15 protein-coding genes are annotated in these 13,606 nt (G+C 49.0%); 7 read left to right on the forward strand and 8 right to left on the reverse strand.

Annotation, left to right across the window (positions count from 1 at the left end):
• The first annotated feature begins 22 nt into the window (after positions 1-22).
• The 7 genes from ACFYU8_RS15385 (at position 23) to ACFYU8_RS15415 (ending at position 6,220) form a co-directional block, all read left to right on the forward strand.
• On the forward strand, positions 23-832 hold the full coding sequence (locus tag ACFYU8_RS15385; protein ID WP_390300019.1) for an alpha/beta fold hydrolase: 810 nt from the start codon (positions 23-25) through the stop codon (positions 830-832).
• Positions 833-949: 117 nt separating this feature from the next.
• Positions 950-1,516 carry a hypothetical protein gene (locus tag ACFYU8_RS15390; RefSeq protein ID WP_390300017.1) on the forward strand — a complete coding sequence of 189 codons (567 nt, stop codon included), beginning with the start codon at positions 950-952 and terminating at the stop codon, positions 1,514-1,516.
• Positions 1,513-1,704 (forward strand): helix-turn-helix domain-containing protein, encoded by a 192-nt coding sequence (locus tag ACFYU8_RS15395; RefSeq protein WP_390300015.1) that lies wholly within the window; start codon positions 1,513-1,515, stop codon positions 1,702-1,704. Before ACFYU8_RS15390 ends, ACFYU8_RS15395 begins: the two co-directional genes overlap by 4 nt.
• A gap of 84 nt (positions 1,705-1,788) precedes the next feature.
• Positions 1,789-3,105, forward strand: coding sequence for a serine hydrolase domain-containing protein (locus ACFYU8_RS15400; protein ID WP_390300013.1), 1,317 nt, complete (start codon positions 1,789-1,791; stop codon positions 3,103-3,105).
• A gap of 185 nt (positions 3,106-3,290) precedes the next feature.
• Positions 3,291-4,610: an ABC transporter substrate-binding protein gene (locus tag ACFYU8_RS15405; protein WP_390300011.1), complete on the forward strand. Its 1,320-nt coding sequence runs from the start codon at positions 3,291-3,293 to the stop codon at positions 4,608-4,610.
• Positions 4,611-4,628: 18 nt separating this feature from the next.
• Positions 4,629-5,579 carry a carbohydrate ABC transporter permease gene (locus ACFYU8_RS15410; protein WP_390300009.1) on the forward strand — a complete coding sequence of 317 codons (951 nt, stop codon included), beginning with the start codon at positions 4,629-4,631 and terminating at the stop codon, positions 5,577-5,579.
• On the forward strand, positions 5,579-6,220 hold the full coding sequence (locus ACFYU8_RS15415) for a carbohydrate ABC transporter permease (RefSeq protein ID WP_390300007.1): 642 nt from the start codon (positions 5,579-5,581) through the stop codon (positions 6,218-6,220). The genes ACFYU8_RS15410 and ACFYU8_RS15415 overlap by 1 nt, the downstream gene beginning before the upstream one ends.
• On the opposite strand, the gene ACFYU8_RS15420 is transcribed toward ACFYU8_RS15415, so the two are convergent.
• From ACFYU8_RS15420 to ACFYU8_RS15455, 8 genes are all read right to left on the reverse strand, one after another.
• Positions 6,217-7,095 (reverse strand): phosphotransferase family protein, encoded by an 879-nt coding sequence (locus tag ACFYU8_RS15420; RefSeq protein ID WP_390300005.1) that lies wholly within the window; start codon positions 7,093-7,095, stop codon positions 6,217-6,219. The genes ACFYU8_RS15415 and ACFYU8_RS15420 overlap by 4 nt on opposite strands.
• Before the next feature lie 71 nt (positions 7,096-7,166).
• A complete protein-coding gene (locus tag ACFYU8_RS15425) occupies positions 7,167-7,613 on the reverse strand; it encodes a hypothetical protein (protein WP_390300003.1) in 447 nt (148 codons plus the stop codon).
• A gap of 136 nt (positions 7,614-7,749) precedes the next feature.
• Positions 7,750-8,643, reverse strand: a complete 894-nt coding sequence (locus tag ACFYU8_RS15430) for a DMT family transporter (protein ID WP_390300001.1) — start codon at positions 8,641-8,643, stop codon at positions 7,750-7,752.
• Between the two features lie 22 nt (positions 8,644-8,665).
• Entirely contained in the window at positions 8,666-9,994 is a 1,329-nt protein-coding gene (locus tag ACFYU8_RS15435) for a sodium:solute symporter family transporter (protein WP_390299999.1), read from the reverse strand.
• Positions 9,991-10,695: a response regulator transcription factor gene (locus ACFYU8_RS15440; protein WP_390299997.1), complete on the reverse strand. Its 705-nt coding sequence runs from the start codon at positions 10,693-10,695 to the stop codon at positions 9,991-9,993. Before ACFYU8_RS15440 ends, ACFYU8_RS15435 begins: the two co-directional genes overlap by 4 nt.
• A gap of 4 nt (positions 10,696-10,699) precedes the next feature.
• A complete protein-coding gene (locus ACFYU8_RS15445; RefSeq protein ID WP_390299995.1) occupies positions 10,700-11,488 on the reverse strand; it encodes a sensor histidine kinase in 789 nt (262 codons plus the stop codon).
• Between the two features lie 95 nt (positions 11,489-11,583).
• Positions 11,584-12,579: an ABC transporter ATP-binding protein gene (locus ACFYU8_RS15450; protein ID WP_390299993.1), complete on the reverse strand. Its 996-nt coding sequence runs from the start codon at positions 12,577-12,579 to the stop codon at positions 11,584-11,586.
• A 2-nt stretch (positions 12,580-12,581) separates the two neighbouring features.
• A complete protein-coding gene (locus tag ACFYU8_RS15455; RefSeq protein WP_390299991.1) occupies positions 12,582-13,604 on the reverse strand; it encodes an ABC transporter ATP-binding protein in 1,023 nt (340 codons plus the stop codon).
• Between the last annotated feature and the right edge of the window lie 2 nt (positions 13,605-13,606).

The following is a 13,606-nucleotide window of genomic DNA, read 5'->3' on the forward strand; positions in this document are numbered from 1 at the left end:
GTGTGATACAGGAGGTAGGGTTATGTACATTGAAGTCGAAAAGGGTGTCACGGTTTTCGTTGAAGACCTCAATCCTGGCCCGAATAGCAAAACGATTTTTTTCGTTCACGGCTGGCCACTCAACCATAACATGTTTTCCTACCAATTCAACGTACTGCCCCAGCAAGGGTTTCGCTGTGTTGCCATGGACATACGTGGAAACGGCCAATCAGACAAACCGTGGAGCGGCTATACGTATGATCGCTTAGCAGATGACATCTATGTTGTTTTGGAAGCACTGAAGATACGAGATGCCGTCTTGCTGGGTTTTTCGGTAGGTGGAGCCATTTCGATTCGGTATATGTCTCGTTATGAGGGGCGTCATATTTCCAAGTTAGCGTTAGTGGATGCGGTTTCTCCTTCCTTTGTGAAAATGCCGGGTTCTCCATACGGCGTCTCGAAGGAGCAAGCGGATGGGCTGATCAGTCAGATGTACGCCAATTTGCCTGAGTTATTAAACACGGTCTCTTTGCAGTTCTTCAATCGAAATTTAGGTACTGCTACCCTCCAGTGGTTTGTCAAAATGGGGCTGGACTCCGCTTCCTATGCGCTCATCAAAATCATGCAAGCAGCAGCGAGAGAGAATGTAATCAATGACTTGGGTCAAATCCGTGTACCAACCGGAATCTTTCATGGGATTCACGATCAATTGATTCCATTCAAAAGCGCCGAGCTCACCCAGCAGCAAATCAAAGGGTCGAAACTGTTTCCGTTTGATAACAGTGGACACGGCTTGCCGATTTGTCAGGCGGATGATTTTAATAAGAAGCTGATGGAGTTTATCCATTCATAATTCGTAAGGGAACAGAAAGCCGATATTTCTGCCTAAAGTGCAGGATATCGGCTGTTTCTATTAGAAAGGTAGCGATATGATTGTTGTTGGACAAGTAATCGTTTCGGAGGTAACTCGATGACCAAAATGAAGGTTGTACCTGTCAAGGTTCCATGGATGATCAGCCCTTCTCATGATTTTGCTAGTTTCGCGGGTTATGAAGTGGAAGAAGTCAGTGTGGAAGTGTTGTGCGGATTTAATAAAAAGCGCTATAACAACGTCATGTCTAAGCTTCAGGAGCAATATGGGGAGGACATACCAGACGACGAATACAATAAAGCAGGAAATGCTATCATCAAAATTACTTTTCAGCCGATTTGTCTTTTTACGATGTACGGTAAAATGGAGGGCTACGAGCGATATGATTTCAGTATGCTTGATCAGTACTATGATGGGAGACTGTCTTTCCGTGGTGAATGGGACAAAACTGATGTTTGCCCAAACCCAGGATTTTACGAAGTGGTTGAGTCATCCGTGAAAGAAGCATTTGGCTTTACATCCCCCCGAGTCAAGCATTGGGTATTATGCGGGCATGATTCATGTATCGATGTGTTGGCCTATTCATTTGAATGGGAAGAGATCGAATGGGGGATGTCGTCTTTGGAGAGGATGACCGAATCTTCCCATGGCATATACCAGATATGATCCAGGAGTCAACAGGGACGACCGGAGACCGCAACCGGCTTTTGCAGCCCCCGCCACTAGATGATGAACGTACGCAAATCGTGGAAGCATTGAACGACAGCCGCTACAACTTCACGAAGGCAGCCAAGCTGCTGGGGATTTCACGGGGCACGCTGTACAATAAAATGAAAAAATATGAGATCACGTAGAAATGGGGTGTTCCTGGAGCGAGATAGATGGCTTTTGGAACACTCTTTTTGCTAGAATCATTCAGCTAAAGGCAGGGGAATGGAATGGACCACACATACGTATCTGATCTAGAAGCATTTGTGCAGCACTTCATGGTGAAGGAAAAGGTGCCGGGACTCTCCATTGGCATCTCTCGGAATGGTGAGACCATCTATCAAAAAGGCTTTGGTGTCACCGATCTAGGGACGAATCAGCCAGTAACACCCGATACCATTTTCGGCATTGCTTCGGTTACCAAATCGTTTACCGCTGCCGTCATCATGCAGCTCGTGGCAGAGGGCAAGCTGTCTGTTGATGATCCAATTTGCAACTATTTGCCTGACTTACATTGGAAGGGGGACATCAATACTGACAAAATCACAATTCACCACCTCCTCTCTCATACTTCCGGTGTTCCACCGCTGCTGCGCCGTGAAGAACTGACGAGACTCCCCGAGCATATTGCCTATTTGAACGAAGCCCAATTTGATCCCCTTGGTGTGCCGGGTGAGTATATCAGCTACAGCAACGACATGTTTCTCCTGCTGGGAGCCATTATCGAACGTGTCACTGGGCAGCGCTATCGTACCTATGTAACAGAACGCCTGCTAGCGCCGCTGGAAATGAATCGCTCGACCTTTAATCTGGAAGAAGTCGCTCGCTTTTCCGATGTCTCCGTCCCTTATGTCAAAGGAGAGGGTGAGCAACTGAAAAAGGTGCCGTGGCCCACGCTCGGCAACTATGAAGTGGGGGGAGGCATTCGTTCCAGCGTCGTTGATTTGCTGAAATACGGACAGCTCTATATCAATGCCGGGCGCTATCAAGAGAAGCAGGTAGCAGATGAAGCCTCGCTTAGAGCCATGTGGCAGCCAGTTCATCGACTGACAAAAGACGCCTGGTATGGCTATGCGCTCAAATCAACCCCCAATTATGCAGGAATCACGCTAGTTGAACATGGGGGCGGCCAGCCAGGAGTATCGTCGAACTTTGGATTCGTTCCGGAAAAAGGACTCGTCGTCACGGTTCTTTCCAATTTGGAAAACGTGCCGATCCAGGGTGTATGGCTGGCTGCTGTAAACGCTGCCCTTGATTTGCCACTTGCCCACAAAGAAGGAGAAGCTCCGTTCTATTCACCAACGAGAGAAGAGCTCGAGAAGCTCGTCGGAACGTACACGTCTGGGGAAGGCGGAAGATTGCAACTCTTCCTGCGTGAGGGTGCTCCTGTCGCTGAGGTAGCTGGTATCGAGTACGAGCTGAGGGCCAGCAACCACGATACGTTGATCGATGTACAAAATGGTCAACCGCTCCGCTTCTTCTTCAAAGAACACAAGCAAGCATGGGCGGTCCTCATGGGGCTGAGAATGCTTTGCCGGTTTGAATAGGAGCTGCATTTCACTGAGATATCCCGTCCAACTATTACATGTGGGGCGGGATTTTTCTTTTTGGAGAGCCTCACTGAAAAAGGGTAAAGAAAATGAAAAAACTGGTAAAGATATTAAAACTTATAATTCAGAGTATTTAATATAATACGAACTATCTCGCAAAAAGAACATGAGGGGGTTCGTGTATGGGATTTCGTTCCTGGATTTCTGTGGCGCTCCAATTAACGATGGCGACAGCATTGCTTGTAGGCTGTAGTCAGCCAGCGGCCACTCCTGACTCAGCATCATCTTCAGGTGCGAATGGCGTCACGCTGAAAATGGTCGAGAGCATTACTAGCCCACAACGAACTACGCTGTTAAAAGAAATGCTAGCCCAGTTTGAAGCGAAGAATCCGGGGATCAAAGTCGATCTGATTTCACCTCCGTTTGAAGGAGCGGATCAGAAGATCACGCAGATGCTGATGGCAAAAGAAGAGCTGGACGTACTAGAGGTTCGCGAGTTCAATGCCAAGCAGTTTTCGATGAACGGCTTTATTGAAAATTTGAAGCCCTACACTGACAAATGGCAAAATTACGATCAGCTGACAGACGTCGCCAAACGTCGAGCTACTTGGGTGGACAAAACGCCTTACTACATTCCGAATGGACTGTACCAGCGCGTCTTGTATTATCGGACGGATTGGTTTAAGGAAGCGGGTATCGAGGTGCCGAAGACGTGGGATGAGCTCTTGGTCGCAGCCAAAAAGCTGACGGACCCAGCCAAAAACCGCTACGGGTACAGCTTCCGTGGAGGTGCGACCGGGTGGGATTACGCGCTGATCACCATGTGGGCCTACAACGGGACAGAGGTCGACCCTGACTCTGCCTTTTTCATGAAGGATGGACGCACGATCTTCTCCACGCCGCAATCATTGGAAGCGATGCAGTATTACAAACAGCTTTACAAAGAAGCCTCTCCAAAAGATTCCGTGAGCTGGGGCTTTCAGGAGATGGTACAGGGCTTTGTAGCCGGGTCAACTGCCATGCTGATTCAAGACCCTGATGTCATCGATGGAGCCAAGGAGAAGATGAAGGAAGGGACGTGGGCGACCGCTCCGATTCCGATTGGTCCCTCGGGTGTTGCTCAACAAGTAGTCGGTGGACCGGGCTGGGGGATGACGTCGTACTCGAAGCACAAGGAAGAGGCGTGGAAGCTGATTGAATTCCTGTCTGATCCTGAACAAAGCACTCATTTTGCGAAAAAGACGTCCACGATTCCTGTCGTGAAGAGCGCGGCAGAAGATGAATTTTACAAGACAGGTTACTTCCAGCCGTTTATTGAGATGAGCCAGCAGCCGACGAAGTTCCTCGATGTTTCACGCCCTGTGGACTACAAAGGCTGGGGAGCTTGGCAAAGCACGGCGGATAAAGATATTCAGAGCTTTTTGCTCGACCAGATCACGGCAGATGATCTGTTGAAGAAATGGGATCAATACTGGACGAAAGAAAAAGCAGAGCGAAAGTAGACGTGGGGGGATGGTAGCTTGGACACACAAAAACCCATCGTCATGACGACGAAGCAGGTTGTGCCGGAAGGGAAGAAATCGTTCCGGATCTCCAAAGAAGGTCGCTTCATATTTTTGTGCCTTTTGCCCGCCATTTTGTTTGTTTCGGTCTTCACGTATTATCCACTCGTGCGTGGAATCATCATGTCTTTTCAGAACTACACGCTGTTTGACTTGATGAATATTCAGTTCATCGGGCTGGACAACTTTGTGAACGTACTGACAAGCCCAGACTTCCCGCGTGTTGCCATGAACAGCTTTTACTGGGTGTTTTTCTCCCTTGTCTTTCAATTGCTGTTTGGCTTCATGCTGGCCCTCTTGATGCGTAAAAAATTTCGCGGGAGAGGGATTTACCAGGCATTTGTCTTTTTCCCGTGGGCGATGTCCGGCTTTCTGATTGGGCTGATTTGGCGGTGGATGTTCAATGCCCAGTTTGGCGTCATTAACGATTTGCTGCTGAAAACGGGTCTGATTGATGCGCCGATTTCCTTTTTGGCGGATGGGGCTTGGGCGATGGCTGCCGTCATTATCGCGAATATTTGGTATGGCGTCGCGTTTTTTGCCATCATGATACTGGCAGCCCTGCAATCGATTCCAGAGGAGTTGTATGAAGCGGCGGCGATGGATGGAGCGGGGCGGATTCAGCAGTTTTGGCGTGTGACGCTGCCGTATATCATGCCTACGATGCTGGTGACGATCCTGTTGCGGGTCATCTGGATTCTCAACTTCCCGGACATTATTTACGCGATGACAAATGGCGCTCCAGCTGGCTCCACGCATATATTCGCTACTTACATGATCGATAAAGTCATCTTTGGACAAGACTACGGGCAAGCATCGGCAGTAGGTGTCATCATCGTATTGATTTTGATGTTATTCACGATCTTCTACGTGAAAGCGACCAAAGTAGAGAAGGGAGGGGACTTCTGATGCACCGTGATCATCTTGGGTGGAGGACTGGCAGAGTGATTATACTGACCCTGTTTCTTGCGTTCGCCATTTTTCCGCTGTATTGGATTATTATTACTTCGCTCAAAGGTCAAAAGGAAATCTTTTCGCTTCCGATTCAATATTGGCCGGAACAGGTGACACTGATCAACTACTTGGAGATCTTTCAGATTTCCCACTTTCAGGTGTACATCTGGAATAGCTTTCTCGTTTCCTTGGTCGCCTCGGCTATGGTCGTGTTCATCGCGATGCTCGGCGGATACGTGTTGGCCCGCTTTTCGTTTAAAGGAAAGCGTCAGGTGATGTTCGGATTTCTCGTCACCCAAATGATCCCGATGTTCATTGGCATGGCGCCGCTGTACATGATGATGTCCAAGATGCACATCCTAAACAGCCTGTTTTCGCTGATGCTCATCTACACGGTCATGCTGATTCCATTTTGTACGATTATCATGTCTGGCTTTTTCCAACGGATACCCAACGCCTTCATCAAAAAGTATGATATCGAATGGGGAGCGATGTCGGCAGCTACGGTTCTGTCTGTCATCCCGACGATGCTATTGTTTGCATTTTGCCAAAAGTACTTGGTGGAAGGGCTCACACAGGGTGCCGTAAAAGGCTAGATGTAGTCCCGCATACCAGCTTGGTAGGCTGTCTCATCGTCGTTTTCCAGACCGAACAGCGCTTCCTCCAAGGCAAATGTACTGCGGTAAAATCTCATCCTTGTCATCACCTGTTCAAGCTGGGGGTACACCGGAGTGAAATGCTGCAAAAACGGTTCCCCGTAGCTCGCACAGAGTCCAGCGAGGTCGTATGCCGGATCGCCTACACCAGCGCCGCCAAAATCGATGATGCCTGTGATGCGTTGTTTTGTCGGGGAGTACAAAATATTGCCTGTGCCGAAATCTCCGTGAGTCAAGCAAGGCTGAAAATCAAAGTGGGCGGGGTCAGCCAGGTACGTTTCAAAACGCTCTGCCACATCCTTTTTCGCTTGCTCACGCATGGCTGGGAACAACTGCGATACAACCTGTTCATACAGCTCAGTCAACTGCTTGGCCATGTCAAAATCGCCTGGGATAAGCTCCGGGAGCAAGGAGGAGACGGGAAGCTGGTGCAGTTCATGAAGAAATTGTGCCAGCTGGGCAGCGATAGTCGGTACCGAATTTTGACGAGAGGCTGCTTGGAAAGCTTCTCGGGTAAAAGGCTCACCTTCGAGTAGCGGATATCCGGCAAACACCCGCCCAGGTGTTTCCTCGGCAAAGGACAAATAGATCGGAGCCGGAATCGGCAGGGAGAGATATGATTTTACTGTACGTAAAATACTCGTTTCGACCTTCAGCTGCTCGATTCCGGCGGTATATTTCGGGAAGCGAAACACGTGCGCGTCATTGACGATGAGCACATCATTGTTTTGGCCCATCTCGTTAAAGTAGGCGGAGGTGATGGTCAATTCCGGATACGTTGCTTGAATGTGTTGGATATATGCTTGCTTTGTCATCAGGGTTCTCCTTCCATTATCCGCATTTCGAAAAAAGAGCACTCTCCACTAAGGAAAGTGCTCTTTCGTATTTACGATGCTGCCAGTTCAAATCTGACGAGCGTTTCTTTGGTGTTTGCGAGCTTTTCTAGTTCAACAATTCGCCAGTTATGGGAGAGTGTCCTGCGCATCCAAGCCAGTGCATCGTCTGGTAAGCGAACGTGGTGCAGGGTTGTTTCCTCGACTTGATAGTCGCGCTCCGCTTGGATGTTGTAGCGTTTGTTCAGCAAAAACTTGATCCCGTTAAAAGTGGTGAACTTGATCTGGTAGCCTTCGCGAATCGCAGTTTCCAGCGTAGTGGGATCATTTTTGGACAGTTCAAAGAGATGGGTGTAATCGTACTTACCGCCTTCCACATCCAAAAAAGGCTCTGGGTCACCTGTTCTCAGCTTGTGGATAATTTCTTCATCGACGAATCCATGGGCACGGGCTGCCTCTAACAGCATCGTTTCCCACTGGGATAGTTTTACGGTAGACATAGACTGTCCCCTCCTCTTATCACTATGTAACGGCACAGACATCGCCCGCCTTTCTTCTAGTATAAAGCAATGAAATTGTACTTCTCAACTACAATTCCGACTGTTTTAGTATGAAAAATGCGGCGAACTGCTTTGATCAGGACGAAAGGGAGGAGAGCTTCTTCTTTTCTCGCGGTTCCTTGGATGTTGTGGTCAAGGTCACGCCAGCGATGATGAGAATCGCACCGAAAAACTGTACGGCTGTTACAGGCTTTGCCAGCAAGAATAAGCCAAAAAGCATGGCAATAAACGGTTCCAGATTCGCAAACATCGCGGCTTTGGCGGCGCCTACCTTCTGTAGTTGACTGTTCCAGATCAAGGTCACAATGCCGTGCATGACGACAGCGGTGACAAACAAGAGAATCCATAATGAAAGGCTGGTGCTAACTGTAGCCGAAGGGATGCTGATCAGGACAAAAGGTAGCATTGATCCGAAGCCGATCAAATTGGATACGAGTGTCGTCACGAGTGGAGGGAGTCGATGTCCCAACAACCTGACGAGTATGATCGAGGTCGCGAATGTCAGCATCGTCAATACAATCCAGAGGATACCTACATCAAAATGCAACTCTGCCCCTGTATAAATGACGAACAATACGCCTGATGTACCGATCACCGAACCGATTGCCATGCGGCCAGTCAAGGACTCCTTCAGGAACAAGGCAGCCAACAGAGCTGTCGTAATCGGTGTAAGTGCCAGGATGAGCGCTGAGGTGGTCGGGTCAGCCGTAACGAGCCCTTTGTAGAAGGACCACTGGTTGATGAACACGCCGACAACTCCCAGTACTGCGAGCAAGAGCCAGTCCGTACGAGTTAGCTTTGGCATTTTCAGACGCCCTCTGGACCAGATGAGTAAAAATAACACAATGAACAAGAGACGCATAGCCGACAAAAAGAGCGGAGAAAACTCGGCGACGAGCATTTTCCCGAAGACGAAATTGCTGCCCCAAGCGGTTACGCAAAAAACGAGCAGCAAGTAGGAGCGTAGCATAGGATTCGTTCCTTCCTGTGGGTCAGCGAGTATGATCCGGCGTTCGGATGTACCGTTTCCATAGCCAGGTCATGCATAAGTAGGCAGTTAAGACCAGAGCTGTACATAAGGAGGCAACCCAGATTGCCATCATTGGATCGACGTACATCCGGCTGCTATAGCCTGCGATGAATCCCATTACTGCGCTGATCAAAATGAAAGTAGGTGCCTTCCCCCTCGTCAGCACGATGACGACGACAGGCAAAAACAGTGAGGCATACATAATGCCAAAGAAGAACAGCAAATCCAGCAAGGTCGGCTGGAAGTAGAACGTTAAACCATACGAAAGCGCACCGATGGCAATGGCAAGGATGTAGCCCAAACGAATTTTTTGCCGTTCAGAAGCGTCTGGGCGGAACAGCTGATAGACGTTGTTGATCATCAGACTGATCATAGAATGAAGACCTGCACCAAAAGCGGACATGATCGCACCAAAGGCGCAGAGGACAAATAATACAAGCAATAGCATCGTGTCGATTTTGCGTACGAGATCAAACAACAGCGAGTAAATATCGTCAAAGCCGCCCGTAAAAAGGACAATGATGATCAGCGAGGAAAACGCCAGTGGTACGGTGGCAAAAATGAGCCCGGACACCAGAAAGGTAGGAACGATCTTTTTCTCTTCCATCATATAGAGCCGCTGCCACGATGCCTGATCGACAAACACTTGACCAAACCCGATCAACAGCCCGGTAATGATAAAAAAAAGACCCTCGTTGTTGTTGAGCACCAGAAGGTAGGGATGGTAAAGGCGCAGTCCGTTATAGACGTGCTCGACACCTTTTCCGACGAAAAAGTAGACGGGAATCAGGATGATGGCCGCAAACGTAATGACAATTTGCACGATGGCAAAACGATGGATCGAACGGATACCCCCGATGCCTGCAAACAGCACACAAAATCCAAAAAAACAGAGCAAGCCGAGAGGGATCGGTAAGCCAAACAAGATGTTCAGTAACACGCCCCCAGCCATTCCCTGAACGAACATCGCTTCAATCGTGGTAATCAAAAGGATGATGATCATCAGCCAGTAACCAAATGGATGCAGCTTGTCCCGCATGTAATCCCCGATTGTCATCCCTTCCGATAACTCACGGCGGACTCTTTTCCCAAGCAGGCCAAACATACTGAGGGCAAATGCTCCCATCAAAGCGAAGCCGATCCCGCCAAATATCCCGTATTTGACGAGTGCTTCCGGTGAACCGAAGATCGTGTTTCCGGTTACCCAGCGGGCGAGGATCGAGACGACTCCAAGCCCAATGCCGATCTTTGCTGCACCTACCACGTATTCACGAAACGATAAGTAGGTCAAGATGCATTCCCCTTGTCCCGGTATTCTTTCGGGGTTTTCCCCACTACCTTGCGAAAAATGGTGCTGAAATAGTGTTGGCTGTTAAAGCCGGTCCGCTCAGCAACTGTCGATATGCTCCAATCAGGATGAGCGATCAGGAACTTCTTCGACATTTGAATGCGGTACTGCATTAAATACTCGGAAAATGAGACGCCTACTTCTTCATGAAAACGGCGGCTCAAATACGTCGGATTGATATGGACCTCTGCTGCCAGATCAGCCAAGTTCAGCTTCTCCGCAAATTTTTGATGAATGATGTTCATCGCATCGGAAATAATGCGGGTGTAAGCGGAGAGGGTAGGGCTCTTCTGATATTTTTTCAGAATGTCGACCAGCTCGCTCTCAATGACGGGCTTCGTGATGTAATCCACGACACCGAGGCGGATCGATTGCTTGGCATAATGAAAATCTTGATAAGCCGTTACAATGATGAGCTCGATGTCTTTGTGCTGGGCTCTCAGCTCTTCGCCAAGCACCAGCCCGGATTTCCCCGGAAGATTAATGTCCAGAAAGGCGAGATGAAGAGGAACCTTCTGGCTGATCGCCATGGCCCTGCTGCCATCTGCGGCCTTGTAGAATTTCCACAAGGGGAACATGGGCTGAATCAAATACTCGAGTTGGTCCAGCTCCAACGGTTCGTCATCCACGAGTAATACGTTCATCTTCTCACCTCAGATCGATTTGTTCATAAGTACAGGGCCACCTGACAGACACAAGAGTTCCTCCCTCAGATATCGGAGCAAGCTCCAGATGTGCATGATCACCAAAACAAAGGTGGAGCCGCCTGCGGATGTTGTCCAACCCGTGACCGCTCTTCTCATGTGGCTGTTCAGTTTCGATCTCACTTTCATTCTGGAATGCTGTGAGTCCGGAAGAACCGTTGTCGATAACCGTAAGCAGGACATCGTCATTTTTTCGGCTTATGCGGATGTCTAAGATAGCTTCGCCCATTTTTCGTTCCAATCCATGCTTAAATGCGTTTTCCACGAGCGTCTGCAAGACGAATGGGGGAATGGATGCTTGCAAGAGATCATCTGAACAATCTAGCTGAATCCGGAGCCGATCGCCGAAACGCAGCTTTTGGATCTCCAAATATTGCTCCGTGTACGTAATCTCCCGCGCCAATGAAATCAATGGCTCTGTAGATTTGTATTTGAATTTGAGAAACTGGGAGAGGACCTCGAGCGCTCTCACCAGTTCCTTCGTTCGGTTCAATCGCGCCAGACTCAGAATGACATTTAACGTATTAAACAAGAAGTGAGGCTGGATTTGTTGATTCAACTGATTATAGAGCGCTTGCTGCAGCTCTTTTTCCAGCTCGATCTTTAGATTCTTGTTTTCTAACAGATCAATCCGCTTCTCGAAAATGAACAGAAACAATAAAGCAATAGCTCCTATGATAGGAGCCAAAATAAACAGCAGAATGAGCAATGTGAAACCTTCGAAGCTTATCATGTGATCCCTTCTGTATGGATAGATTTTGCAGTTACCATCATATCATGCTGCTTTGTGATCTCTTGCGTTTTTAGAAAATTTTAATCTCTCTATTACTAGACTTGAACGATGTGGCACGCTACTTGATGTGTGTCGTGCAAGCTCGTGAGTCCTGGTACTTCTGTTTTGCAGCGATCAATTGCATACGGGCAACGCGTATGGAAGCGGCAGCCCTGTGGCGGATTGATTGGAGATGGTACGTCTCCACGCAGAATGATCCGCTCCTGCTTTTTACTCATATCCGGCACCGGGATCGCAGACAAGAGTGCCTGCGTGTAAGGGTGCTGCGGGTTGTCGAACAGCGACTTTTTATCCGCGATCTCTACCACTTTACCGAGGTACATGACCATGACGCGATCCGAGATGTGACGAACGACGCCGAGGTCATGGGAGATAAACAAATACGTCAGCTTGAATTGCTTTTGCAACGATTTCAGGAGATTCAGCACTTGAGCCTGAATAGATACGTCAAGTGCCGATACGGCTTCGTCACAAATGATCAGCTTCGGTTGCATGGCGAGTGCACGCGCAATCCCGATCCGCTGGCGTTGTCCGCCGCTGAATTCATGCGGGAAACGGTCAATTTGATCCGGACGCAAGCCTACATAGCCGAGCAGCTCGATAATGCGTTCACGGCGTTGATGCGCAGGCACGATATTTTGGATCGCCAACGCTTCCCCGAGAATTGCGGATACAGATTGACGCGGGTTGAGCGAAGCAAATGGGTCCTGAAAAATGACCTGCAAATGCTTACGCATGTCGCGCATTTGCTTCTTGGACATCGCCAGCAGATCTTGTCCCTCGAATAATACCGTTCCGCTCGTCGGTTCATCCAGACGGAGGATGGCACGGCCGGTAGTGGATTTCCCACAACCGGATTCGCCTACAATACTCAGTGTTTCTCCTTCGTGGATCGTGAAGCTGATGTCATCCACGGCTTTTACATGGTTGACGGTACGACCTAATATGCCGCCTTTGATCGGGAAGTGCTGTTTGAGATTTTTTACTTCGAGCAGTGGTTTTTTCGTTGGATTCGCTTGTGTCGTCATCATGGTCATACCCCCACTTCCGTAGCAGTCTTGGTGTCGCCGTCCCACTCAGACGTATACATCCAGCAGCGTACTTTGCTTCCGTCTGCATATTCCAAGAGCTCAGGAAGCTTCGTATTGCACAATTCTGTAGCATGCAGGCAACGTGGAGCAAATCGGCATCCAACTGGCATGTTGAAGGGACTTGGAACATTCCCTTTGATCGCTTGCAACTCTTCCACGTCCTCATCCAGACGGGGGAGGGAGTTCATCAACCCTACTGTATAGGGATGGCGTGGATTCGCGAACAGGTTTTGTGCAGTCGTGTACTCCACGACTTTTCCTGCGTACATGACCGCAACGCGATCGCATGTTTCAGCAACGACACCAAGATCATGGGTAATCATGATAATGCTCATGCCCATTTCGACTTGCAGCTTTTTCATCAGCTCGAGAATCTGCGCCTGAATGGTAACGTCCAAAGCTGTCGTCGGTTCATCCGCGATCAAAATTTCTGGGCGGCAGGCGAGAGCCATCGCGATCATGACGCGTTGGCGCATACCACCAGACAATTCATGCGGCTCTTGCGTCGCGCGTTTTTCCGGGGAAGGAATACCGACCAGACGCAGCATGTCGACTGCTTTATCCCACGCTTCCCTGCGTCCCATGTTTTGGTGCAGACGCAATACCTCTGCGATTTGTTCCCCAACCGAATAAACCGGATTAAGCGAGGTCATTGGTTCTTGGAAAATCATCGAAATCTCGTTGCCGCGGATCGTGCGCATGTCTGATTCCGATTTCTTCGTCAGGTCTTGCCCTTTGAAAAGGATTTCTCCTCCTACAATTTTTCCCGGAGGACTGGCAATCAAACGCAGGATCGAGAGGGAAGTGATACTTTTTCCACAGCCCGATTCTCCTACCAGACCTAGTGTCTCTCCTCTATTTAGAGAGAAATCAACGCCGTCCACTGCTTTACTGACGCCATCTTCTGTGAAAAAATGCGTTTGCAGATTGCGAACGTCCAGGATGATATCTTGTTGTTCCGGCATGG

This window comes from Brevibacillus sp. NPDC003359 (assembly GCF_042878995.1).
Classification (GTDB): domain Bacteria; phylum Bacillota; class Bacilli; order Brevibacillales; family Brevibacillaceae; genus Brevibacillus.